This window comes from Escherichia sp. R1 (assembly GCF_003000935.1).
Taxonomy (GTDB): domain Bacteria; phylum Pseudomonadota; class Gammaproteobacteria; order Enterobacterales; family Enterobacteriaceae; genus Escherichia; species Escherichia coli.
In genome coordinates this window covers 150,287-171,669 of sequence record NZ_PSRU01000011.1, presented here as the reverse complement: position 1 = coordinate 171,669, position 21,383 = coordinate 150,287, and the positions used below count along the sequence as shown (strand labels likewise).

The window sequence follows — 21,383 nt, the reverse complement described above, 5'->3', positions numbered from 1 at the left end:
AAGTTGCCGGAGGCGTGCTCCGGCACTGTTTTTATTTTTTATCTTCCGGCGTATAGCCCTCGATATGCACCTCTTTACCCTCGAACAGGAAGTTGACCATCTCCTGCTCCAGCAGCTTGCGGTGCTCGGCATTCATCATGTTGAGTTTCTTTTCATTAATCAGCATGGTTTGTTTGTGCTGCCACTGCGCCCAGGCTTCTTTGGAGATCTCGTTATAGATGCGTTTTCCCAGTTCGCCGGGGTACAGCTGAAAATCCTGACCTTCTGCTTCACGTTGCAGGAAAGTACAAAAAATCGTTCTGCTCATAAATCATCCTCTTTATCGACTCACGCGCTAAACCGGCGCGCCAGTGCGTAACTGCTGTAACAAACGCTCCACGGGAGCCGCCAGGCCAACTGACGGCGGTTGCGCTAAGTTATACCAGAGCGCATTGTCTTCATCCATGCAGCCGGTGAATGACGACACGGGAAGCCACATAGGCACAATATCTAAGTGGAAATGGCTGAAGGTATGCCGAAACGCGGTCAGCTGCGTCAGGTTATCGGCAGAAATCTGTCGTTGCGCCAGCCACTGCCGCAAACTTTCTTCATCGGCAAACTGCGGGAAACAGTATAAACCGCCCCACAATCCGCTCGGCGGACGCTGCGCCAGCAATACTTCATCTTCGTGCTGTAACAGCAAAAAGTAGCCGGTGCGCTCTGGCAGCGTCTGTTTCGGTTTTTTGCCCGGATAAAGCGACCAGCTATTGTTGGCGGCGGCAATACATCCGTTTTGTAGCGGACAGAGCGAACATTTCGGCTTAGAGCGCGTACAAATCATCGCGCCCAAATCCATCATCGCCTGGTTAAACCGTTCCACGCCAACCGCGGGCGTCACCTGCTCGCTCAAACTCCATAGTTTATTCTCGACCTCTTTTTTCCCGGGCCAGCCGCTTACAGCATAGCAGCGCGCCAGCACGCGTTTGACGTTACCGTCGAGAATCGGAAAGTGCTTACCCAGAGAAAGCGAGAGAATCGCGCCTGCGGTGGAACGCCCGACGCCCGGCAGTACTGCAACTTCCTCAAAGGTTTCCGGGAATTTACCGCCGTGTAAGGCCGCCACTTGTTGTGCCGCTTTATGCAGATTGCGCGCTCGGGCGTAATAGCCAAGCCCGGTCCACAAGTGGAGAACTTCGTCGAGCGGCGCATTGGCGAGATCGGTCACCGTTGGGAAGCGCACCATAAAGCGTTCAAAATAGGGGATAACGGTCGCAACCTGAGTTTGTTGCAACATCACTTCTGAGAGCCATACTTTGTAGGGCGTCTTGTCAATTTGCCAGGGCAGCGTTTTCCGCCCGTATTTATCGTACCAGTCCAGAACCTGGGCTGAAAATTGCGACGCTTGCATGGTCACCGAATTCACTGTTGTTGGGGGCAAGATTGCAGCACAGCGACGGCAGGGTGTAAACCGGAACTTTCCGCAGCCACGGCCTTATCATGCTTGCATCCGGCAACTAACTTTGGATAATGCCCGTTTTCAGAACACTTTCACAAGCGACTAAATCTTTATGAAAAACGACGTCATCTCACCGGAATTTGATGAAAACGGCCGCCCGCTGCGCCGTATCCGTAGTTTTGTGCGCCGCCAGGGGCGACTGACCAAAGGCCAGGAACATGCGCTGGAAAACTACTGGCCGGTGATGGGCGTTGAGTTCAGCGAAGATATGCTGGATTTCCCTGCGCTTTTTGGCCGTGAAGCGCCGGTGACGCTTGAGATTGGTTTTGGCATGGGCGCGTCGTTGGTGGCAATGGCTAAAGATCGCCCCGAGCAGGACTTCCTCGGCATTGAAGTGCATTCACCGGGCGTTGGTGCGTGCCTGTCTTCTGCGCATGAAGAGGGCTTAAGCAACCTGCGCGTGATGTGTCACGATGCGGTTGAAGTGCTGCATAAAATGATTCCTGACAATTCATTGCGCATGGTGCAGCTCTTTTTCCCTGACCCGTGGCACAAAGCGCGCCATAATAAACGCCGTATCGTTCAGGTGCCGTTTGCCGAGCTGGTAAAAAGCAAACTGCAGCTGGGGGGCATATTCCATATGGCGACCGACTGGGAACCTTATGCGGAACATATGCTTGAAGTGATGTCTTCTATTGACGGTTATAAAAACCTGTCAGAGAGCAATGATTACGTACCGCGTCCGGCATCACGTCCGGTGACGAAATTTGAACAACGTGGTCATCGTCTTGGTCACGGAGTATGGGACTTAATGTTCGAGAGGGTGAAATAATGGCAAAGAACCGTAGCCGTCGTCTGCGTAAAAAAATGCACATCGACGAATTCCAGGAATTAGGATTTTCGGTGGCATGGCGATTCCCGGAAGGTACATCGGAAGAACAGATTGATAAAACCGTTGATGACTTTATTAACGAGGTTATCGAACCGAACAAACTGGCCTTTGACGGCAGCGGTTATCTGGCCTGGGAAGGTCTGATCTGCATGCAGGAAATCGGCAAATGCACCGAAGAACATCAGGCGATTGTGCGTAAGTGGCTGGAAGAACGCAAAATGGAAGAGGTACGCACCAGCGAACTTTTCGACGTTTGGTGGGACTAAGAAAGCATACGGGCGATGACAAATGCAAAACTGCCTGATGTGCTACGCTTATCAGGCCTACAAAGATGCACGATCGAGTAGGCCGGATAAGGCGTTTACGCCGCATCCGGCATGGAAAACGCGCACTTTGTTATCAATCTGGGGCCAGCAAATGCTGGCCTGATTTGTTCTTGAGGGAAGACTATGATGCGCAAAATGCTGCTGGCGGCAGCACTTTCAGTGACGGCAATGACCGCTCACGCCGACTACCAGTGCAGCGTCACGCCGCGTGACGATGTGATTGTCAGCCCGCAAACCGTGCAGGTGAAGGGCGAAAACGGCAATCTGGTGATCACGCCAGACGGCAACGTGATGTATAACGGTAAGCAATATTCCCTGAATGCCGCCCAGCGCGAGCAGGCGAAGGATTATCAGGCTGAACTCCGTAGCACCCTGCCGTGGATTGATGAAGGCGCGAAAAGCCGCGTCGAAAAAGCCCGTATTGCGCTGGATAAAATTATCGTTCAGGAGATGGGCGAAAGCAGCAAAATGCGCAGCCGTCTGACCAAACTTGATGCGCAGCTGAAAGAGCAGATGAACCGCATTATCGAAACGCGCAGCGATGGCCTGACGTTCCACTATAAAGCCATTGATCAGGTTCGCGCCGAAGGCCAGCAATTAGTGAATCAGGCAATGGGCGGAATTTTACAGGACAGCATTAATGAAATGGGCGCGAAAGCGGTGCTGAAAAGCGGCGGTAACCCATTACAGAACGTGCTGGGAAGCCTGGGCGGTCTGCAATCCTCAATCCAAACCGAGTGGAAAAAGCAGGAAAAAGATTTCCAGCAGTTTGGCAAAGATGTTTGTAGCCGCGTTGTGACTCTGGAAGATAGCCGCAAAGCCCTGGTCGGGAATTTAAAATAATCCTCTATTTTAAGACGGCATAATACTTTTTTATGCCGTTTAATTCTTCGTTTTGTTACCTGCCTCTAACTTTGTAGATCTCCAAAATATATTCACGTTGTAAATTGTTTAACGTCAAATTTCCCATGCAAAGCTAAGGGATAATGCGTAGCGTTCACGTAACTGGAGGAATGAAATGGAGTTTTTCAAAAAGACGGCACTTGCCGCACTGGTTATGGGTTTTAGTGGTGCAGCATTGGCATTACCCAATATCACCATTTTAGCAACCGGCGGGACCATTGCCGGTGGTGGTGACTCCGCAACCAAATCTAACTACACAGCGGGTAAAGTTGGCGTAGAAAATCTGGTTAATGCGGTGCCGCAACTGAAGGACATTGCGAACGTTAAAGGCGAGCAGGTAGTGAATATTGGCTCCCAGGACATGAACGATGATGTCTGGCTGACACTGGCGAAAAAAATTAACACCGACTGCGATAAAACTGACGGCTTCGTCATTACCCACGGTACCGACACGATGGAAGAAACCGCTTACTTCCTCGACCTGACGGTGAAATGCGACAAACCGGTGGTGATGGTCGGTGCAATGCGCCCGTCCACGTCTATGAGCGCAGACGGTCCATTCAACCTGTATAACGCGGTAGTGACCGCAGCTGATAAAGCCTCCGCTAATCGTGGCGTACTGGTAGTGATGAACGACACCGTACTTGATGGCCGTGATGTCACCAAAACCAACACCACCGACGTAGCGACCTTCAAGTCTGTTAACTACGGTCCTCTGGGTTACATTCACAACGGTAAGATTGACTACCAACGTACCCCGGCACGTAAGCACACCAGCGACACGCCGTTCGATGTCTCTAAGCTGAATGAACTGCCGAAAGTCGGCATTGTTTATAACTACGCTAACGCATCCGATCTTCCGGCTAAAGCACTGGTAGATGCGGGCTATGATGGCATCGTTAGCGCTGGCGTGGGTAACGGCAACCTGTATAAAACCGTATTTGACACCCTTGCAACCGCTGCGAAAAACGGCACTGCAGTAGTGCGTTCTTCCCGCGTACCGACGGGCGCTACCACTCAGGATGCCGAAGTGGATGATGCGAAATACGGCTTCGTCGCCTCTGGCACGTTGAACCCGCAAAAAGCGCGCGTTCTGCTGCAACTGGCTCTGACGCAAACTAAAGATCCGCAGCAGATCCAGCAGATCTTCAATCAGTACTAATCACTTCGCCCCGGTATCGTGCCGGGGCTTATTCACTTCAGACTCACGTCCATTGCCAATTTTTATTACTCTAATGATAATCACCGGAATAAATTATTCCGCGCGAGGGTTTTCGGGTGAAAAAGCAATGGATTGTTGGTACGGCGCTGCTTATGTTGATGACTGGTAATGTCCGGGCAGATGGTGAACCGCCAACTGAAAATATCTTAAAAGATCAATTCAAAAAGCAGTATCACGGCATTCTCAAGCTTGATGTCATCACCTTAAAAAATCTTGATGCTAAGGGTAATCAGGCCACCTGGTCAGCGGAAGGCGATGTCTCTTCCAGTGACGATCTCTATACCTGGGTCGGTCAGTTGGCAGATTACGAGCTGCTCGAACAGACCTGGACGAAAGATAAACCGGTGAAATTCTCGGCGATGTTAACCAGTAAAGGAACGCCCGCGTCTGGCTGGTCGGTGAACTTTTACTCTTTTCAGGCGGCAGCCAGCGATCGTGGGCGGGTGGTTGACGATATTAAAACGAATAATAAATATCTGATCGTGAATAGCGAAGATTTCAATTATCGCTTTAGTCAGCTTGAGTCTGCGTTGAATAACCAGAATAACTCGATTCCTGCACTGAAAAAGGATGTAAAAGCGCTTGATAAGCAAATGGTGGCGGCGCAGAAAGCAGCGGATGCATATTGGGGAAAAGATGCAAACGGTAAGCAAAGGACCCGCGAAGACGCCTTTAAAAAAATTCACCAACAGCGTGATGATTTTAATAAACAGAACGATAGCGAGGCGTTCGCGGTTAAATATGACAAAGAGGTTTATCAACCGGCGATTGCGGCATGTCATAAACAGAGTGAAGAGTGTTATGAAGTGCCAATTCAGCAGAAACGAGATTTTGATATCAACGAACAACGGCGACAGACTTTTCTACAATCACAAAAACTCAGCCGTAAATTGCAGGATGACTGGATAACGCTCGAGAAAGGGCAATATCCATTAACGATGAAGGTTTCAGAAATAAACAGTAAAAAAGTCGCGATTTTGATGAAAATTGACGATATCAACCAGGCTAATGAACGCTGGAAAAAAGATACCGAACAACTGCGGCGCAATGGGGTGATTAAGTAATTTTTGCGATGACGCAAGAGTTGTAGCCGGATGTTGCGTACACGCCGCATCCGGCAATACAAATTTACTCAGCCAGAAAAAGCTCCAGCAGCGAATTTAAAAACAACTTCCCATGTTCCGTTATCTGCCAGTAATCCGCACATTCTGTGAGATAACCCTGAGCGATAGCCTCGTCTAACTGAGAACGAATAACTGCTTCAGAAAGGCCTGTATACTGGCTAAACTCCACGCGCGGCGCAGGTTCCAGCAGACGGAAGCGATTCATAAAGAACTCAAATGGTTTATCTGCGGCTTCGACATCTCGCTGGCTTTCCAGATACCGCCCCTGCATAAAACCACGTGGATGACGCGTTTTGGTGGTACGCAGAATGCGCCCATCCGGGAAGGTCACTTTGCCATGCGCGCCGCAGCCAATACCGATGTAGTCACCAAAGCGCCAGTAGTTGAGATTGTGCTGGCACTGATAACCGGGTTTGGCGTAAGCGGAAGTTTCATATTGCTGATAACCCGCTGCGGTTAATAACTGATGCCCCTGTTCGAAAATATCCCACAGCGCGTCATCGTCCGGCAGTACAGGAGGGCGCGAGCCAAACAGCGTATTAGGTTCGATGGTCAGTTGATACCAGGAAAGATGCGGCGGATTCAGTTCAATGGCCTGGCGCAGATCGCCAAGCGCCTCTTCCAGTGATTGATCCGGCAGCCCATGCATCAAATCAAGGTTAAAACTACGCAGCCCCAGCCCGCTTGCCAGATTCGCAGCTCGTTTCGCTTCTTGCGGGCCATGAATGCGCCCAAGTCGTTTCAGCTTTTCTTCGCTAAAACTCTGTACGCCAATGGAGATGCGGTTCACACCAGCACGCTGATAATCAACAAAGCGATCGGCTTCAACCGTACCAGGATTCGCTTCCATCGTAATTTCTGCATCCGCTGCCAGCGGCAAACGCGCACGTACGCCGTCCAGCAGCGTTTGCATCGCCGGGCCGGAAAGCAGGCTCGGCGTACCACCGCCAATAAAGATTGTCTTTACTTCACGGCCCTGAGCGTAAGCCACATCGTTGTTCAGATCGTTAAGCAGATGCTGAACATAATCGTCGTGCGGCACTTCTCCTTTCAACGCGTGAGAGTTGAAATCGCAGTACGGGCATTTCTGCACGCACCACGGGATGTGAATGTAGAGACTCAGCGGCGGTAATTTAACCATTACGTAAAGCGTCCAGCAGCAGTTTCAACGCCTGACCACGGTGGGAAATGGCGCTCTTTTCTTCGCGGGTCAGTTCGGCAGCAGTTTTCCCTTCGGAAGGTACGAAGAAGATTGGATCATAACCAAAGCCACCAGTGCCCGCTGGTTCACGAGTAATCACGCCCGGCCAGCTACCGTGGCACACCAGCGGAGTGGGATCTTCCGCGTGACGCAGATATACCAGCACGCAGTGGAAACGCGCCTGACGTTGGTCGTCCGGTACGTCTTTCATTGTTTCCAGCAGTTTTTGCAGATTCTTTTGATCGGTCGCGTCTTCACCGGAATAACGCGCGGAGTAAATACCCGGCGCGCCACCCAGCGCATCTACCGCCAGACCGGAGTCGTCGGCAATTGCCGGTAAACCGGTCACTTTTGCCGCATGGCGCGCTTTCAGAATCGCGTTTTCGATAAAGGTCAGGCCGGTTTCTTCAGCGGAATCTACGCCGAGGTCTGTTTGGGCAACGATATCAAGACCGAAGTCGCTAAGCAGCGACGCCAGCTCACGCACTTTGCCGGCATTGCCGGTTGCGAGGACAACTTTTTGCATAGGATACCTAATTAATTAACGCCGCGATTTCTGGCGGGATTTGTTGCGGATTAATGATTTTAATTTGTTTGTGGCGGCCAAGTTCGCCTTTTTCAATCACCACCTGGCTTTTGGCAACCCGGAATTGCTTACCGAGAAACTTCACCAGATGGCTGTTGGCCTGGCCGTCAACCGGCGGCGCGGTAATGGCGACTTTTACCTCGTCGCCATGTAAACCGACAATAGAATCACGGCTGGCTTTCGGCTGAATATAGAGCCGTAAAACCAGACCGTCATCATTAACTGTTACGGCACTCATAACGCCATCCACAGCCCCGGCAGCAGCATATTTCCGGTCGCCTGCAAGACTTCTGCGACACCCATATTGATGACATACAGCAGCAGAACGAGGATCATCGGCGAGAAATCAATCCCACCCATTGCCGGTAGCAAGCGGCGAATCGGGCGCAGCAGCGGATCGGCCAGCTGAATCAGCACGTATTCAATCGGGCTACGACCCTGGCTTACCCAGCTCATAATCGCCATCACCAGCAGGACCCAGAATATCAGCAGGCCGATGGTTTTCAGCAGAATCAATAAACCGGCAATCCAAATGATTGGCAGGAAGGTCACCACTTTAAACAGCACGATGGCTTTAACGAAACTGAGAATATAGGCAACCAGCAGCGAGGCGCTATCAATGGGGCCCATTGCCGGAATAACGCGGCGCAGTGGCCCGATAATCGGCTGCGTTACCTTCACTACAAACTGTGAGAAGGGGTTGTAAAAATCACAATGAGCCCACTGCATCCAGATGCGTAATAACAGCACCATGGTATACAGCTCAATGACCGTTGAAAGCAGGAAAGTCAACGTATTCATGGCGTTCCTTTAATTCCTTATTTTTTAGAGTAATCACGCGCACCAAAAATTGCAGTGCCGATACGAACCATCGTGCTACCTGCCGCAATGGCGGCTTCCATATCGTCCGACATTCCCAGAGAGAGCGTGTCGATATGCGGGTAGCGCGTTTTCAGTCCGGCAAATGCTACAGCCATTTGGCGTGCAACTTCAAACTGCCTTACATATTCTGACTCAGGCGCAGGGATTGCCATCAGCCCGCGCAGACGTAAACGCGGTAGTTCAGCGACCGCAGCTGCCAGCTCGTCCAGTTCAGCCAGTTGAATCCCGGACTTACTGTTTTCATCACTAATGTTAATTTGAATCAGTACGTTAAGAGGGGGAAGTTCTGCCGGGCGCTGGTCGTTCAGACGGGTAGCGATGCGCAAACGGTCGATGGTATGACACCAGTCGAAATGCTCTGCCACCAGGCGGCTTTTATTAGACTGCAACGGGCCAATAAAATGCCATTCTAATCCTGTTACGCCCAGTTCCTGAAAGTAGCGAATTTTATCTACCCCTTCCTGAACGTAGTTTTCACCAAATTGACGCTGCCCGGCATCAATGGCTTCTGCGATGGCGCTCGCAGGTTTTGTTTTACTGACTGCAAGCAGCGTAATTTCTTCTGGAGAACGGCCGCAACGCGTTGCAGCCGCTGAGATTTTGTCCCGGACCTGTGCCAGGTTATGCGCAATATCGTTCATTTTCCGAGGATCTTAGTATGAATATGGAAGAAATTGTGGCCCTTAGTGTAAAGCATAACGTCTCGGATCTACACCTGTGCAGCGCCTGGCCCGCACGATGGCGTATTCGCGGGAGAATGGAAGCTGCGCCGTTTGACGCGCCGGACGTCGAAGAGCTACTGCGGGAGTGGCTGGATGACGATCAGCGGGCAATATTGCTGGAGAATGGTCAGCTGGATTTTGCTGTGTCGCTGGCGGAAAACCAGCGATTGCGCGGCAGTGCGTTCGCACAACGGCAAGGTATTTCTCTGGCGTTACGGCTGTTACCTTCGCACTGCCCGCAGCTCGAACAGCTTGGCGCACCACCGGTATTGCCGGAATTACTCAAGAGCGAGAATGGCCTGATTCTGGTGACGGGGGCGACGGGGAGCGGCAAATCTACCACGCTGGCGGCGATGGTTGGCTATCTCAATCAACATGCCGATGCGCATATTCTGACGCTGGAAGATCCTGTGGAATATCTCTATACCAGTCAGCGATGTTTGATCCAGCAGCGGGAGATTGGTTTGCACTGTATGACTTTCGCATCGGGATTGCGGGCTGCATTGCGGGAAGATCCTGATGTGATTTTGCTCGGAGAGCTGCGTGATAGCGAGACAATCCGTCTGGCGCTGACGGCGGCAGAAACCGGGCATCTGGTGCTGGCGACATTACACACGCGCGGCGCAGCGCAGGCAGTTGAGCGACTGGTGGATTCATTTCCTGCGCAGGAAAAAGATCCCGTGCGTAATCAACTGGCAGGTAGTTTACGGGCAGTGTTGTCACAAAAACTGGAAGTGGATAAACAGGAAGGACGCGTGGCGCTGTTTGAATTACTGATTAACACACCCGCGGTGGGGAATTTGATTCGTGAAGGGAAAACCCACCAGTTACCGCATGTTATTCAAACCGGGCAGCAGGTGGGGATGATAACGTTTCAGCAGAGTTATCAGCAGCGGGTGAAAGAAGGGCGCTTGTGACGTTGCTGTGTCTGATACGAATTGTAAATATGCCCGATGCGCAAGCTTATCGGGCCTACAAGGGAAGCGTAACTTTGAATTCGCACTCACTGTAGGTTGGATAAGGCGTTTACGCCGCATCCAACATGAAACAACGAGCACATTGTCAGAAATCTGTGCGCTAGTAAATCGCCTTAATATCCCTGCTCGAAATAGCTTTCGAGAATAATAACCGCAGAGGCAGAGTCGACTTTGCTTTTGTTGAGCGCCCGATAGCCGCCCTGTTCAAACAGACCGGAACGTGCCTCCACGGTGCTAAGACGCTCGTCATGGAGCTTTACTTCAACACCGAAACGACCATGAATACGGTTGGCAAATTTACGCGCTCTGGCGGTTAACGGCTGTTCGGTGCCGTCCATATTCAGCGGCAAACCGACGATGATTTCGTCCGGCTGCCACTCTTTCAGTAAACGCTCGATAATGTTCCAGTCCGGCGTACCGTCCTGCGCTTTAATTGCAGGCAAAGGGCGAGCGGTGCCGGTAATGCGTTGGCCGACCGCTACGCCAATGCTTTTGGTGCCGAAGTCGAAGGCGAGTAAGGTTCCACTCATCAGGCGTGTCCTGCCACACCAGGCATGGTGAGAATATCCACACCAATCAGTTTTGCCGCCTCGCGCCAGCGGTCCGCAATCGGCGTTTTGAACAGAATATTCAGATCTGCCGGGGCCGTTAGCCACGCGTTATCGAGAATTTCTTGTTCCAGTTGACCTTTCTCCCAGGAGGCATAACCCAGAGCCACCAATACGTCAGACGGTTGTTTATCGGTGCCGAGCGTTTCCAGCACATCGCGGGAAGTGGTCATCACTGTGTTGTCTGAAATGCGAATGCTGGAAGCAAAATTGGAGGGCGGAGTATGCAAAATAAACCCGCGATCTTCAGCCAGCGGACCGCCGAGCATAACCGGTTTATCCAGACGGATTGATTCATCACGCGGCTCCGGCGTGATCTTCAGTTTTTCCAGAATCCCTTCAATTTTGAGATTTTCCAGCGGCTTGTTGACGATGATCCCCATTGCACCATTGGTATTATGTTCGCAAATGTAGACCACGGAACGACGGAAAATCGGATCCTGGAGAGCAGGCATGGCAATAAGAAAGTGATGCTGTAAATTCATTGTCAGAGGTTCTGTTTCCTGGTTCAAAAAAGCAACAGCGCCCAGTATGCGTGGAAAGAAGGGCGCTGTCACTCAGAGTCTCAACGAGATCCTTCTCGCTAAGGTGGGTTACTGCTGCTGTAAACGTGCTTCGATGGCATCCATTAACATTCCGGTAATCGACACCGGAAATTCTGCTTCAATCTCACGAATACAGGTTGGGCTGGTGACGTTAATTTCAGTCAGACGGTCGCCGATGATATCCAGACCAACAAAAATCAGCCCTTTTTCTTTCAGCGTCGGCCCAATCTGACGGGCGATTTTCCAGTCACTTTCCGTCAGCGGACGAGGTTCACCGCGACCACCGGCAGCCAGATTGCCACGGGTTTCGCCCCCCTGCGGAATACGCGCCAGGCAATACGGCACCGGCTCGCCATCCACTACCAGCACGCGTTTGTCGCCATCTTTAATGGCTGGCAGGTAATTTTGCGCCATGCAGTAGCGAGTGCCATGCTCAGTCAGGGTTTCGGCAATCACGCCGAGGTTTGGATCACCTTCTTTCACGCGGAAAATCGACGCGCCGCCCATACCGTCCAGCGGCTTAAGAATGATGTCGCTGTGTTTTTCCCAGAAAGCTTTTAGCTGCGCTTTATTGCGTGTGACCAGCGTTTCTGGTGTTAAGTCAGAGAACCAGGCAGTGAACAGTTTTTCGTTACAATCGCGCAGGCTCTGCGGCTTGTTAACGATCAGCGTCCCTTTATCTTCGGCACGTTCCAGAATATAGGTCGCGTAGATAAACTCGGTATCAAACGGCGGGTCTTTACGCATCAGGATCACATCGAGATCGGCCAGCGGCAGATCCTGCTCACCCGTGAACTCGTACCATTTATCGTAGTTCTGTTCGACGCTCAAAGTATGGGTACGAGCGCGAGCCTCACCATTGATCAAATAGAGATCGGCCATCTCCATATAGTGAAGTTCGTAACCACGACGCTGTGCTTCCAGCAACATAGCGAAACTGGAATCTTTCTTGATGTTGATGTTTGCGATGGGGTCCATCACGATGCCGAGCTTGATCATTATTCTTCTCCGTTAGCCCAAATCGCCAAAACGCACTTGTAGCGCGGTAATGGCGGTGAGCGCAGTTGTCTCAGTACGCAAAACGCGAGGTCCCAACAGGATATCAGTAAATTGATAGCGGGCAGTCATGGCAATTTCATCTGCCGATAAACCGCCTTCCGGGCCAATCAGCAGGCGGACGCGTTCGACCGGTAACGGCAACGTATTGATGCTGTTACTGGCGCGCGGGTGAAGATTCAGTTTCAGTCCTTCATCCTGCTCTGCACACCAGGCTTCCAGATCCATCGCTGGACGGATTTCCGGCACCCGGTTACGGCCACACTGCTCACAGGCAGCAATTGCAATCTTCTGCCACTGCTGGAGCTTCTTGTTCAGACGTTCACTATCCAGTTTAACGCCGCAGCGCTCAGAAAAAAGTGGCGTAATGAGGCTTACACCGAGTTCGATCGATTTCTGGATAGTAAATTCCATTTTTTCACCACGCGACATCACCTGACCGAGGTGAATATGCAGCGGAGATTCGCGATCGTCGATCTGGCCTTCCAGCACCTTCACTTCCACGCTTTTTTTGCTGGCGCTGGTAATTTCGGCGTCAAAGACCTGGTTGCTGCCGTCAAACAATTGCAGCGCCTGTCCCGGCCCCATACGCAGTACGCGCCCGATATGGTTGGCGGCATCTTCGCAAAGCGCGATGTGAGAATGGCTGGTCAGTGGTTCAGGATGATAAATGCGGGGGATACGCATAGTTAAAAATCCGCGTCGTCTCCCCACGCGGTTGTACGCGTGGGGTAGGGGTTAACAAAAAGAATCCCGCTAGTGTAGGTTAGCTCTTTCGCGCCTGGCAAGCGCGTTGCACATACGGGTTATGATTGCCCTGCACCTTCGCGATGCGTTCATCACGCTCGCACTCCCAGTCGGTAACTGGATACATCTTGTCCCATGCGTTGAACAGCTGCGTTTGCTGACGAGAGAGTGTCAGGTTGTATTGGTCACGCATATAGAAGTAGGTGCGCGCAATGGCACCGCGTGCACGCGCTGGTGGCTCGGCAACTTTTTCTTTGAAATCGACCTTCATGGCGCATTGACCGTACTGGCCTTCACCGCCATTCCACTGGCTGTACATAAAGTTGCCGCGATCGCCATTCACCTCACCGACTGACGGCTGCAGGTTATGCATATCGCTTTCCATCTTGCGATAGACCGGATCTTTGGCGCAATTTTTACGTCCACCGTCCTGCCAGCACTGGCGCTGGTGACCGAATTGCCAGGCAGGAACGACGTGTTCCCACTCTACGCGGCTGGCACGGTTTTCATTTTTTCGCACCTGATAGCCGCACGATTGCAGATCAACAACGCCTTTTTTGCCCTGCCAGTTAATTTTACATCCGCAATAAAACGTACCGGGCGCGTCAGCGTGGACTTTTACCGCCGCGGCTTTCGCTTGAGAAAAACTATTGATACCTTCGGCCAATGCCGGGCCGGAAAATGCTGCGCTCAGTACCACCGCAGCAATAGACAAATAACGGTACATCACTTACTCCGTGTTAAAACGAGCCAGCAACGTAGCGAAAGTTGTTTTGGTATGCAATCAGCCAGATCAGGAAAGTTCCTGATAGTTCAGGTGGTTATTTCGCAACCAGCTGTTCGCCGCAGTGAACACAGCGATAGACGGCTTCGCCACGAACTACGCGATTATGACGGCGTACGGTAAGCTGATGCTCCTGGCACTTGCAGCGGTAGGGGAAGGTGTTGCGGCGCACGGATTGCAGTTCGAACTGATGCGTACGGCGGGCGGGAACGCCCAGCACGCTTTCCATCATCCACTTCCACTCTTTGCCATGTGGCGCTACGCGGCCGAAATGTTTCCATACCAGCAAATGTGCCAGTTCGTGCGGCACCACTTCTTCAATAAAGGCTTCACTGTTTTCCAACAGCAAAACGGGATTGAGACGAATTTCATAGCTTTCCAGCCAGGCTGTTCCGGCAGAGGTTCCGCGCTGGGTGTAAGAGAGTTTTGGCTCCGGGTAGTTACGCCCTAGCTTCAGGTTGGCCTGGGCGAGTTTTTCCCGCAGGCGACGCATAACGGCCTGTTGGATGGCGATAGGGAGACGGGATGTTTTCATAGCGGCAGAGGATAGAGCGAAGAAAAGATGACTGCAAGAGGTGGCTTCCTCCATGATGGGAGGAAGCCTGAGGAGATTAATCGTGAGCGCCGATTTCGCGCAGTTTACGACCTTTCATCAGATTACGTTCAATATGTTCCAGCGAAACGTGTTTGGTTTCCGGTACCAGCCACAATGTCAGCAGGATAAACAGTACGTTCAGAGCAGCATACACCCAGAAGGTGTTGGCGTTACCCAGCGTGTTGAGCATGGTCAGGAACGTTGCGCCAACGATCATGTTGGCAATCCAGTTGGTGGCAGTGGAGCTGGTGATGCCAAAATCGCGGCCTTTCAGCGGCTGAATTTCGGAGCACAGTACCCAAATCAGCGGACCGGCACTCATGGCAAAACCGACAATAAACATCAGCAGCATGGCGATGGCGAAATACTGCGCCGACGGAGAGTGGATACCGATATGCATCATTGTACCGAGTACGCCCATACCAGCAGCCATCACCAGGAAGCCCAGCGTTAGCGTTGGTTTACGTCCCCAGCGGTCAACAAGGCCGATTGCGATAAAGGTGGCAAGTACGTTGGTCAGGCCGACAATCACTGTCCCCCACATTTGCTCGGTGGTGTTGGTATAACCCGCCAGTTCGAAGATTTTCGGCGCGTAATACATGATGACGTTCATCCCGGTGAATTGCTGCATTACCTGCAATAGTACGCCAAGGAACACCGCGCGGCGGAAGTTGCTATTCTCTTTAAACAGCGCCCAGCCACTCTGTTTAACCTGCAAACTTTCACGGATTTCATCCAGTTCGCGTTTCGCTTCCGCGCTGGTGTCACGCAGGCGTAGCAGCACGCGTTCGGCATCAACAAAACGGCGTTTGGCGGCAAACCAACGTGGGCTGTCTGGCAGGAAGAAGACACCAATCAGCAGCAAAATTGCCGGGATGATAATCACACCCAGCATCCAGCGCCATGCACCGGTGTAGCTGAAGGCGGTATCAGAAAGATAAGCGCCGAGGATCCCGATAGTGATCATCAACTGATACATCGAGATCATACTGCCGCGAATTTTTTCCGGCGCAATTTCAGAGAGGTACAGCGGTGCGGTATAAGAGGCCACACCCACTGCCAGCCCCAGCAAAACGCGGGAAAGAATCAGTACTTCAACGTTTGGCGCAGCAGCAGAGAACAGTGAACCGGCAACAAACAAGATTGCGCCGATCATCAGGCTCTTTTTGCGCCCGAGTTTAAAGGAGAGCCAGCCGCTGCCCACCGCACCGACTGCCGCACCGAACATCATGGAGCTTACGACCCATTCTTGCGTGTGCGAAGTAATCTGGAATTCATCTGCAATAAACGGCAGTGCGCCAGCAATTACACCGATATCCAGGCCAAAGAGTAATCCCGCCAGAGCGGCAAGGAAGCAGACGAAAAACGTCATTGCCTTGTTTGACCGCCCCTGTTTTTTAGCGTCAGGCATGATGCCCTCCAATATGGTTATTTTTTATTGTGAATTAAGATAGGTGAGTACGACGTAAAAAGATGTGAAGCAAATCACATCAGTGTAATCGCTTACACTAACATTTATCTTAGTTATGATTTAAGTGCATGAAAATAATTGAGTTATATCATCATAGATTAAAGGTTGTTATCTGCAATTAAGACTTTACTGAAAAAAAATGTAACAACTGTGAAGGCTGAATAATAATATGAAAATATTACAAATATTTGGCTGGCGTGGTTGGTGTAATCGGTTTCAGTAGTGATGATAATTTGCGGTAAAACGTGTTGAGGAAGAATGATGTTATTGTGCGGGCGGTTTTTTTGCCGGATGCGGCGTGAATGCCTGTCCACCGCGGTGAGGTAAAAGAAAAAGGCCAGCGCGAGGCTGGCCTTTGAAAGCAGGTGAAGAAAGATTACTTCAGACCGGCAGCATCACGCAGCAGCTGCGCTTTGTCGGTTTTTTCCCACGGGAAATGTTCACGACCAAAGTGACCGTATGCTGCGGTTTCTTTGTAGATCGGGTGCAGCAGATCCAGCATCTGAATCAGACCGTATGGGCGCAGGTCGAAGAATTCACGTACCAGCAGAGTCAGTTGTTCAGAAGGCACTTTCTCAGTACCGAAAGTTTCTACCATGATGGAAGTCGGTTCAGCCACGCCGATTGCGTAGGAAACCTGAATTTCACAACGATCGGCCAGGCCAGCAGCAACAATGTTTTTCGCGACATAACGTGCTGCGTAGGCTGCGGAACGGTCCACTTTTGATGGATCTTTACCGGAGAATGCACCGCCACCATGACGCGCCATGCCGCCGTAGGTATCAACGATGATTTTACGACCAGTCAGACCGCAGTCACCCATCGGGCCACCGATAACGAAACGACCGGTCGGGTTGATGAAGAATTTGGTGGCAGAAGTCAGCCATTCAGCGGGCAGAATCGGCTTGATGATCTCTTCCATTACCGCTTCTTGCAGCGATTTCTGGTCGATCTCTTCAGAGTGCTGAGTGGAAAGCACGACAGCATCAATGCCAACGATTTTGCCGTCGTCATACTGGAAAGTCACCTGGCTTTTCGCGTCCGGGCGCAGCCACGGCAGAGTGCCGTTTTTACGCACTTCAGCCTGACGCTGTACCAGACGGTGTGCATAAGTGATAGGTGCTGGCATCAGCACGTCGGTTTCATTAGTTGCGTAGCCAAACATCAGACCCTGGTCGCCCGCGCCCTGTTCCAGCGGATCGGCACGGTCAACGCCCTGGTTGATGTCAGGAGACTGTTTACCGATGGCGCTCAGAACCGCACAGGAGTTAGCGTCAAAGCCCATGTCGGAATGCACATAGCCAATTTCGCGAACGGTATTACGGGTGATCTCTTCGATGTCTACCCAGGCGCTGGTGGTGATTTCGCCGCCAACTAAAACCATGCCGGTTTTTACGTAGGTTTCGCAAGCAACGCGTGCTTTCGGATCCTGTTCGAGGATCGCGTCTAAAACGGCATCAGAGATTTGGTCAGCAATTTTGTCAGGATGCCCTTCAGAGACGGACTCGGACGTAAAAAGGTGTTTTGCCATATTTAATATCACCTAAAGAGAATTTGGTTAGCTCAAACTGTTGTGTGGATTTTATGTGGTAGCGGATCCTACCACGACTCTGCAGGTTAAAAACACTGGCAGTCTGAGTGTTAATCGGTATGGATGGATTAACATCTGGATGGCTATTTTAGGTCAGTTCTTCACCCAATTTCCACTTTTTTTTGAATCGTGTCTCATTCTGTTAAAAACGTGGCTGGAAATTTTTCCTGACAATGCTGGCATTCTGCGTATTTATCTTTTGCAATTTTCTGCCATTGTGGGGTATAAAACGCGGCGCGCGGCTTAAATAAAAAGCACACGACGTTTCTTTCGTGTTGCCACTTCCAGCCGGGTTGAAAACAGAGTTTTGGCTTGTGGGTTCGTCTTAACAGGCGGCCGTGGAGGTGATACGAAATAATGAACCGTTGTCTGCTGCTTAACCTGTCTCACCGTTCTGGTGAAGATTCGTTCCCCGCACTCTGCATCTCTGCTTTGCATACCTGCCGATGTTATACCCATCTCGGCGCTTCTCAGGATTCAAGAGCTGGTTACAGCTACTGAGGACTGAACAAGGGCGCTCTTGTAAAAACAAGAGTTTTCTCGTGGTTTCGCCGAACTGTCACACTTACGTTCGGTTATGTGCTTAATAATGTTATGAAAAAGAAACCGGTTGCGCAGTTGGAGCGTCAGCATTCACTGCTGGAAAATCCATGTGCTTATGGGTTGTTATCGCAGTTCCAGGCTGCGATAGTCGTTAACTGTTTTACACTTAATAAAATAATTTGAGGTTCGCTATGTCTGACGACATGTCTATGGGTTTGCCTTCGTCAGCGGGCGAACACGGTGTACTACGCTCCATGCAGGAGGTTGCAATGAGCTCCCAGGAAGCCAGCAAGATGCTGCGTACTTACAATATTGCCTGGTGGGGCAATAACTACTATGACGTTAACGAGCTGGGCCACATCAGCGTGTGCCCGGACCCGGACGTCCCGGAAGCTCGCGTCGATCTCGCGCAGTTAGTGAAAACTCGCGAAGCACAGGGTCAGCGTCTGCCTGCACTGTTCTGTTTCCCACAGATCCTGCAGCACCGTTTGCGTTCCATTAACGCCGCGTTCAAACGAGCGCGGGAATCCTACGGCTATAACGGCGATTACTTCCTCGTTTATCCGATCAAAGTTAACCAGCACCGCCGCGTGATTGAGTCCCTGATTCATTCGGGCGAACCGCTGGGCCTGGAAGCCGGTTCCAAAGCTGAGTTGATGGCGGTGCTGGCACATGCTGGCATGACCCGTAGCGTCATCGTCTGCAACGGTTATAAGGACCGCGAATATATCCGCCTGGCATTAATTGGCGAGAAGATGGGCCACAAGGTCTATCTGGTCATTGAGAAGATGTCAGAAATTGCCATTGTGCTGGATGAAGCAGAACGTCTGAATGTCGTTCCTCGTCTGGGCGTGCGTGCACGTCTGGCGTCGCAAGGCTCGGGTAAATGGCAGTCCTCCGGCGGGGAAAAATCGAAGTTTGGCCTGGCGGCGACTCAAGTACTGCAACTGGTTGAAACGCTGCGTGAAGCCGGGCGTCTCGACAGCCTGCAACTGCTGCACTTCCACCTCGGTTCGCAGATGGCGAATATTCGCGATATCGCGACAGGCGTTCGTGAATCCGCGCGTTTCTATGTGGAACTGCACAAGCTGGGCGTCAATATTCAGTGCTTCGACGTCGGCGGCGGTCTGGGCGTGGACTATGAAGGCACCCGTTCTCAGTCTGACTGCTCCGTAAACTACGGCCTCAATGAATACGCCAACAACATCATCTGGGCGATTGGTGATGCGTGTGAAGAAAATGGTCTGCCACATCCGACGGTAATCACCGAATCGGGTCGTGCGGTGACTGCGCATCACACCGTGCTGGTGTCGAATATCATCGGCGTGGAACGTAACGAATACACGGTGCCGACCGCGCCTGCAGAAGACGCACCGCGCGCCCTGCAAAGCATGTGGGAAACCTGGCAGGAAATGCACGAACCGGGAACTCGCCGTTCTCTGCGTGAATGGTTACACGACAGCCAGATGGATCTGCACGACATTCATATCGGCTACTCTTCCGGTACCTTTAGCCTGCAAGAACGCGCATGGGCTGAGCAGCTTTATTTGAGCATGTGCCATGAAGTGCAAAAGCAGCTGGATCCGCAAAACCGTGCTCATCGTCCGATTATCGACGAGCTGCAGGAACGTATGGCGGACAAAATGTACGTCAACTTCTCGCTGTTCCAGTCGATGCCGGATGCGTGGGGGATCGACCAGTTGTTCCCGGTTCTGCCGCTGGAAGGGCTGGATCAAGTGCCGGAACGCCGCGCTGTGCTGCTGGATATTACCTGTGACTCAGACGGTGCTATCGACCACTATATTGATGGTGACGGTATTGCCACGACAATGCCTATGCCGGAGTACGATCCGGAGAATCCGCCGATGCTCGGTTTCTTCATGGTCGGCGCATATCAGGAGATCCTCGGCAACATGCACAACCTGTTCGGTGATACCGAAGCGGTTGACGTGTTCGTCTTCCCTGACGGCAGCGTAGAAGTAGAACTGTCTGACGAAGGCGATACCGTGGCGGATATGCTGCAATATGTACAGCTCGATCCTAAAACGTTGTTAACCCAGTTCCGTGATCAAGTGAAGAAAACCGATCTTGATGCTGAACTGCAACAACAGTTCCTTGAAGAGTTCGAGGCAGGTTTGTACGGTTATACCTATCTTGAAGATGAATAATTAAGATTATTCCGCTGGCGGGTCGATTTATTTACGTAAATCGGCCCGCTTTCTTTTTATATATTCTTAAAAATAATTTAGCTGCTTTTCTTATTAAATAATCCCCCTACAATCGCTGCATTAATTAAATGCAGAGGGAACGGTTATGAAAAAATGGAAAGTACGTAGCGCGTTGATAGCATTAGCCGTGCTGCTGGCCGGTTGTTCCAGTAATGCGCAGTATAATAGCAGTGCATCAGGCAATGTCGGCACCGCCTGGGGTGGGGATGTGCACTCAACGGTTCAGGGCGTATCTGCTGAACGAGCCTGGCGCGATCCGGCAGAGATGATCGTTATTAGTTATTCGACTAATGTTCCTTCCGGCTACGACCGCGTTTATAGCATTCGTATTAACGAACTGGAATATGCTATTCGCGATGGTAATTTTAATTCTCTACCTATTACGCGGGTTTATGATTCATCCAATAATGAACCACGCTATATTGTCCATGCCAGAGTCGGAATGAATTATCAATTATATGTCCGTAATTACAGTCGTAACACCAACTACGAGATCGTTGCTACGGTTGATGGCCTGGATGTGCTGAACGGCAAGCAAGGTTCGCTGAATAACAACGGTTATATTGTGAATGCCGGAGATTCGTTAGCGATTAAAGGATTCCGCAAAGATAAACATACCGAAGCGGCTTTTCAGTTCGCCAACGTTGCTGATTCCTACGCAGCCAATTCGGCGCAAGGCGATGTGCGTAATACCGGTGTAATCGGCTTTGCCGCCTTTGAATTACAAGGCCCGGCGCAAAACGCGCTGCCGCCGTGCTCTGGACAAGCGTTTCCGGCAGATAACAATGGCTATGCGCCGCCACCGTGTCGGAAATAGTAACCTTGCTTGATGCCTTGCCCATTTAGGGCGATAATTAGCACAAACTTGTGTTTCGCAAATCCAACCCTTCCTCGTCGGGCCTAACGACGCGGAGGGGTTTTTTTATATCGACTTTGTAATAGGAG

General features: G+C 51.4%; 26 protein-coding genes. 11 read left to right on the top strand and 15 right to left on the bottom strand.

Annotated features, from left to right (window positions below):
- Window positions 1-31 precede the first annotated feature (31 nt).
- Window positions 32-307, bottom strand: coding sequence for an oxidative damage protection protein (locus tag C4F37_RS15140; protein WP_000091700.1), 276 nt, complete (start codon window positions 305-307; stop codon window positions 32-34).
- A 27-nt stretch (window positions 308-334) separates the two neighbouring features.
- Window positions 335-1,387, bottom strand: a complete 1,053-nt coding sequence (gene mutY / locus C4F37_RS15135; protein ID WP_001305316.1) for an A/G-specific adenine glycosylase — start codon at window positions 1,385-1,387, stop codon at window positions 335-337.
- A 160-nt stretch (window positions 1,388-1,547) separates the two neighbouring features.
- Between mutY and trmB the strand changes: the two genes are divergently transcribed.
- The 5 genes from trmB (at window position 1,548) to C4F37_RS15105 (ending at window position 5,842) form a co-directional block, all read left to right on the top strand.
- The gene (gene trmB, locus C4F37_RS15125) at window positions 1,548-2,267 is read left to right on the top strand and encodes a tRNA (guanosine(46)-N7)-methyltransferase TrmB (protein WP_000786915.1); all 720 of its coding nucleotides are present in this window, start codon (window positions 1,548-1,550) and stop codon (window positions 2,265-2,267) included.
- Window positions 2,267-2,593, top strand: coding sequence for a YggL family protein (locus C4F37_RS15120; protein ID WP_001107567.1), 327 nt, complete (start codon window positions 2,267-2,269; stop codon window positions 2,591-2,593). Before trmB ends, C4F37_RS15120 begins: the two co-directional genes overlap by 1 nt.
- A 183-nt stretch (window positions 2,594-2,776) precedes the next feature.
- Window positions 2,777-3,496 carry a DUF2884 domain-containing protein gene (locus C4F37_RS15115; protein ID WP_000984796.1) on the top strand — a complete coding sequence of 240 codons (720 nt, stop codon included), beginning with the start codon at window positions 2,777-2,779 and terminating at the stop codon, window positions 3,494-3,496.
- Between the two features lie 175 nt (window positions 3,497-3,671).
- Complete coding sequence (gene ansB / locus C4F37_RS15110; RefSeq protein WP_000394107.1) at window positions 3,672-4,718, top strand: L-asparaginase 2; 1,047 nt, start codon at window positions 3,672-3,674, stop codon at window positions 4,716-4,718.
- A 116-nt stretch (window positions 4,719-4,834) separates the two neighbouring features.
- Window positions 4,835-5,842: a DUF1202 family protein gene (locus C4F37_RS15105; protein ID WP_000745234.1), complete on the top strand. Its 1,008-nt coding sequence runs from the start codon at window positions 4,835-4,837 to the stop codon at window positions 5,840-5,842.
- A gap of 64 nt (window positions 5,843-5,906) precedes the next feature.
- Here the strand turns inward: C4F37_RS15105 and hemW are convergent, their stop codons facing one another.
- The 5 genes from hemW to yggS are packed head-to-tail and all read right to left on the bottom strand — an operon-like array spanning window position 5,907 to window position 9,212.
- The gene (gene hemW, locus C4F37_RS15100) at window positions 5,907-7,043 is read right to left on the bottom strand and encodes a radical SAM family heme chaperone HemW (protein WP_000239983.1); all 1,137 of its coding nucleotides are present in this window, start codon (window positions 7,041-7,043) and stop codon (window positions 5,907-5,909) included.
- Window positions 7,036-7,629: an XTP/dITP diphosphatase gene (locus C4F37_RS15095; RefSeq protein ID WP_001174738.1), complete on the bottom strand. Its 594-nt coding sequence runs from the start codon at window positions 7,627-7,629 to the stop codon at window positions 7,036-7,038. The genes hemW and C4F37_RS15095 overlap by 8 nt, the downstream gene beginning before the upstream one ends.
- A gap of 7 nt (window positions 7,630-7,636) precedes the next feature.
- The gene (yggU, locus tag C4F37_RS15090; protein WP_001277222.1) at window positions 7,637-7,927 is read right to left on the bottom strand and encodes a DUF167 family protein YggU; all 291 of its coding nucleotides are present in this window, start codon (window positions 7,925-7,927) and stop codon (window positions 7,637-7,639) included.
- On the bottom strand, window positions 7,924-8,490 hold the full coding sequence (yggT, locus tag C4F37_RS15085) for an osmotic shock tolerance protein YggT (RefSeq protein ID WP_001094838.1): 567 nt from the start codon (window positions 8,488-8,490) through the stop codon (window positions 7,924-7,926). Before yggT ends, yggU begins: the two co-directional genes overlap by 4 nt.
- A 17-nt stretch (window positions 8,491-8,507) precedes the next feature.
- On the bottom strand, window positions 8,508-9,212 hold the full coding sequence (gene yggS / locus C4F37_RS15080; RefSeq protein WP_000997805.1) for a pyridoxal phosphate homeostasis protein: 705 nt from the start codon (window positions 9,210-9,212) through the stop codon (window positions 8,508-8,510).
- A gap of 17 nt (window positions 9,213-9,229) precedes the next feature.
- Between yggS and C4F37_RS15075 the strand changes: the two genes are divergently transcribed.
- Window positions 9,230-10,210: a PilT/PilU family type 4a pilus ATPase gene (locus C4F37_RS15075; RefSeq protein ID WP_001305314.1), complete on the top strand. Its 981-nt coding sequence runs from the start codon at window positions 9,230-9,232 to the stop codon at window positions 10,208-10,210.
- A gap of 173 nt (window positions 10,211-10,383) precedes the next feature.
- Here the strand turns inward: C4F37_RS15075 and ruvX are convergent, their stop codons facing one another.
- From ruvX to metK, 8 genes are all read right to left on the bottom strand, one after another.
- Window positions 10,384-10,800 carry a Holliday junction resolvase RuvX gene (gene ruvX, locus C4F37_RS15070; protein ID WP_000017107.1) on the bottom strand — a complete coding sequence of 139 codons (417 nt, stop codon included), beginning with the start codon at window positions 10,798-10,800 and terminating at the stop codon, window positions 10,384-10,386.
- Window positions 10,800-11,363 (bottom strand): YqgE/AlgH family protein, encoded by a 564-nt coding sequence (locus C4F37_RS15065; protein WP_001053178.1) that lies wholly within the window; start codon window positions 11,361-11,363, stop codon window positions 10,800-10,802. The genes ruvX and C4F37_RS15065 overlap by 1 nt, the downstream gene beginning before the upstream one ends.
- A gap of 108 nt (window positions 11,364-11,471) precedes the next feature.
- The gene (gene gshB / locus C4F37_RS15060) at window positions 11,472-12,422 is read right to left on the bottom strand and encodes a glutathione synthase (RefSeq protein ID WP_000593255.1); all 951 of its coding nucleotides are present in this window, start codon (window positions 12,420-12,422) and stop codon (window positions 11,472-11,474) included.
- 12 nt (window positions 12,423-12,434) lie between these two features.
- The gene (gene rsmE / locus C4F37_RS15055; protein WP_001222509.1) at window positions 12,435-13,166 is read right to left on the bottom strand and encodes a 16S rRNA (uracil(1498)-N(3))-methyltransferase; all 732 of its coding nucleotides are present in this window, start codon (window positions 13,164-13,166) and stop codon (window positions 12,435-12,437) included.
- A 79-nt stretch (window positions 13,167-13,245) separates the two neighbouring features.
- Window positions 13,246-13,953, bottom strand: coding sequence for a deoxyribonuclease I (gene endA / locus C4F37_RS15050; protein WP_001305312.1), 708 nt, complete (start codon window positions 13,951-13,953; stop codon window positions 13,246-13,248).
- Window positions 13,954-14,047: 94 nt separating this feature from the next.
- The gene (locus C4F37_RS15045; protein ID WP_000858396.1) at window positions 14,048-14,545 is read right to left on the bottom strand and encodes a SprT family zinc-dependent metalloprotease; all 498 of its coding nucleotides are present in this window, start codon (window positions 14,543-14,545) and stop codon (window positions 14,048-14,050) included.
- A gap of 76 nt (window positions 14,546-14,621) precedes the next feature.
- Window positions 14,622-16,016 (bottom strand): galactose/proton symporter, encoded by a 1,395-nt coding sequence (galP, locus tag C4F37_RS15040; protein ID WP_001305311.1) that lies wholly within the window; start codon window positions 16,014-16,016, stop codon window positions 14,622-14,624.
- 436 nt (window positions 16,017-16,452) lie between these two features.
- Window positions 16,453-17,607: a methionine adenosyltransferase gene (gene metK / locus C4F37_RS15035; protein ID WP_001062128.1), complete on the bottom strand. Its 1,155-nt coding sequence runs from the start codon at window positions 17,605-17,607 to the stop codon at window positions 16,453-16,455.
- Window positions 17,608-17,662: 55 nt separating this feature from the next.
- On the opposite strand from metK, the gene yqgD reads away from it, so the two are divergent.
- The 5 genes from yqgD (at window position 17,663) to C4F37_RS15010 (ending at window position 21,255) form a co-directional block, all read left to right on the top strand.
- Window positions 17,663-17,914, top strand: a complete 252-nt coding sequence (gene yqgD, locus C4F37_RS28275; RefSeq protein ID WP_001305310.1) for a protein YqgD — start codon at window positions 17,663-17,665, stop codon at window positions 17,912-17,914.
- 110 nt (window positions 17,915-18,024) lie between these two features.
- Window positions 18,025-18,168: a protein YqgG gene (gene yqgG / locus C4F37_RS28270; RefSeq protein WP_001297404.1), complete on the top strand. Its 144-nt coding sequence runs from the start codon at window positions 18,025-18,027 to the stop codon at window positions 18,166-18,168.
- Between the two features lie 93 nt (window positions 18,169-18,261).
- A complete protein-coding gene (gene yqgB / locus C4F37_RS15020; RefSeq protein WP_001297406.1) occupies window positions 18,262-18,393 on the top strand; it encodes an acid stress response protein YqgB in 132 nt (43 codons plus the stop codon).
- 8 nt (window positions 18,394-18,401) lie between these two features.
- Entirely contained in the window at window positions 18,402-20,378 is a 1,977-nt protein-coding gene (speA, locus tag C4F37_RS15015; protein WP_001295380.1) for a biosynthetic arginine decarboxylase, read from the top strand.
- 145 nt (window positions 20,379-20,523) lie between these two features.
- Window positions 20,524-21,255: a hypothetical protein gene (locus C4F37_RS15010; protein ID WP_000758891.1), complete on the top strand. Its 732-nt coding sequence runs from the start codon at window positions 20,524-20,526 to the stop codon at window positions 21,253-21,255.
- Window positions 21,256-21,383: the final 128 nt, after the last annotated feature.

Excerpts from the sequence above, each read along its gene's own strand:
- C4F37_RS15140 (WP_000091700.1), bottom strand. The coding sequence starts at position 307 with ATGAGCAGAACGATTTTTTGTACTTTCCTGCAACGTGAAGCAGAAGGT.
- mutY (WP_001305316.1), bottom strand. The coding sequence starts at position 1,387 with ATGCAAGCGTCGCAATTTTCAGCCCAGGTTCTGGACTGGTACGATAAA.
- trmB (WP_000786915.1), top strand. The coding sequence starts at position 1,548 with ATGAAAAACGACGTCATCTCACCGGAATTTGATGAAAACGGCCGCCCG.
- C4F37_RS15120 (WP_001107567.1), top strand. The coding sequence starts at position 2,267 with ATGGCAAAGAACCGTAGCCGTCGTCTGCGTAAAAAAATGCACATCGAC.
- C4F37_RS15115 (WP_000984796.1), top strand. The coding sequence starts at position 2,777 with ATGATGCGCAAAATGCTGCTGGCGGCAGCACTTTCAGTGACGGCAATG.
- ansB (WP_000394107.1), top strand. The coding sequence starts at position 3,672 with ATGGAGTTTTTCAAAAAGACGGCACTTGCCGCACTGGTTATGGGTTTT.
- hemW (WP_000239983.1), bottom strand. The coding sequence starts at position 7,043 with ATGGTTAAATTACCGCCGCTGAGTCTCTACATTCACATCCCGTGGTGC.
- C4F37_RS15095 (WP_001174738.1), bottom strand. The coding sequence starts at position 7,629 with ATGCAAAAAGTTGTCCTCGCAACCGGCAATGCCGGCAAAGTGCGTGAG.
- yggU (WP_001277222.1), bottom strand. The coding sequence starts at position 7,927 with ATGAGTGCCGTAACAGTTAATGATGACGGTCTGGTTTTACGGCTCTAT.
- yggT (WP_001094838.1), bottom strand. The coding sequence starts at position 8,490 with ATGAATACGTTGACTTTCCTGCTTTCAACGGTCATTGAGCTGTATACC.
- yggS (WP_000997805.1), bottom strand. The coding sequence starts at position 9,212 with ATGAACGATATTGCGCATAACCTGGCACAGGTCCGGGACAAAATCTCA.
- C4F37_RS15075 (WP_001305314.1), top strand. The coding sequence starts at position 9,230 with ATGAATATGGAAGAAATTGTGGCCCTTAGTGTAAAGCATAACGTCTCG.
- ruvX (WP_000017107.1), bottom strand. The coding sequence starts at position 10,800 with ATGAGTGGAACCTTACTCGCCTTCGACTTCGGCACCAAAAGCATTGGC.
- C4F37_RS15065 (WP_001053178.1), bottom strand. The coding sequence starts at position 11,363 with ATGAATTTACAGCATCACTTTCTTATTGCCATGCCTGCTCTCCAGGAT.
- gshB (WP_000593255.1), bottom strand. The coding sequence starts at position 12,422 with ATGATCAAGCTCGGCATCGTGATGGACCCCATCGCAAACATCAACATC.
- rsmE (WP_001222509.1), bottom strand. The coding sequence starts at position 13,166 with ATGCGTATCCCCCGCATTTATCATCCTGAACCACTGACCAGCCATTCT.
- endA (WP_001305312.1), bottom strand. The coding sequence starts at position 13,953 with ATGTACCGTTATTTGTCTATTGCTGCGGTGGTACTGAGCGCAGCATTT.
- C4F37_RS15045 (WP_000858396.1), bottom strand. The coding sequence starts at position 14,545 with ATGAAAACATCCCGTCTCCCTATCGCCATCCAACAGGCCGTTATGCGT.
- galP (WP_001305311.1), bottom strand. The coding sequence starts at position 16,016 with ATGCCTGACGCTAAAAAACAGGGGCGGTCAAACAAGGCAATGACGTTT.
- metK (WP_001062128.1), bottom strand. The coding sequence starts at position 17,607 with ATGGCAAAACACCTTTTTACGTCCGAGTCCGTCTCTGAAGGGCATCCT.
- yqgG (WP_001297404.1), top strand. The coding sequence starts at position 18,025 with ATGAACCGTTGTCTGCTGCTTAACCTGTCTCACCGTTCTGGTGAAGAT.
- yqgB (WP_001297406.1), top strand. The coding sequence starts at position 18,262 with ATGAAAAAGAAACCGGTTGCGCAGTTGGAGCGTCAGCATTCACTGCTG.
- speA (WP_001295380.1), top strand. The coding sequence starts at position 18,402 with ATGTCTGACGACATGTCTATGGGTTTGCCTTCGTCAGCGGGCGAACAC.
- C4F37_RS15010 (WP_000758891.1), top strand. The coding sequence starts at position 20,524 with ATGAAAAAATGGAAAGTACGTAGCGCGTTGATAGCATTAGCCGTGCTG.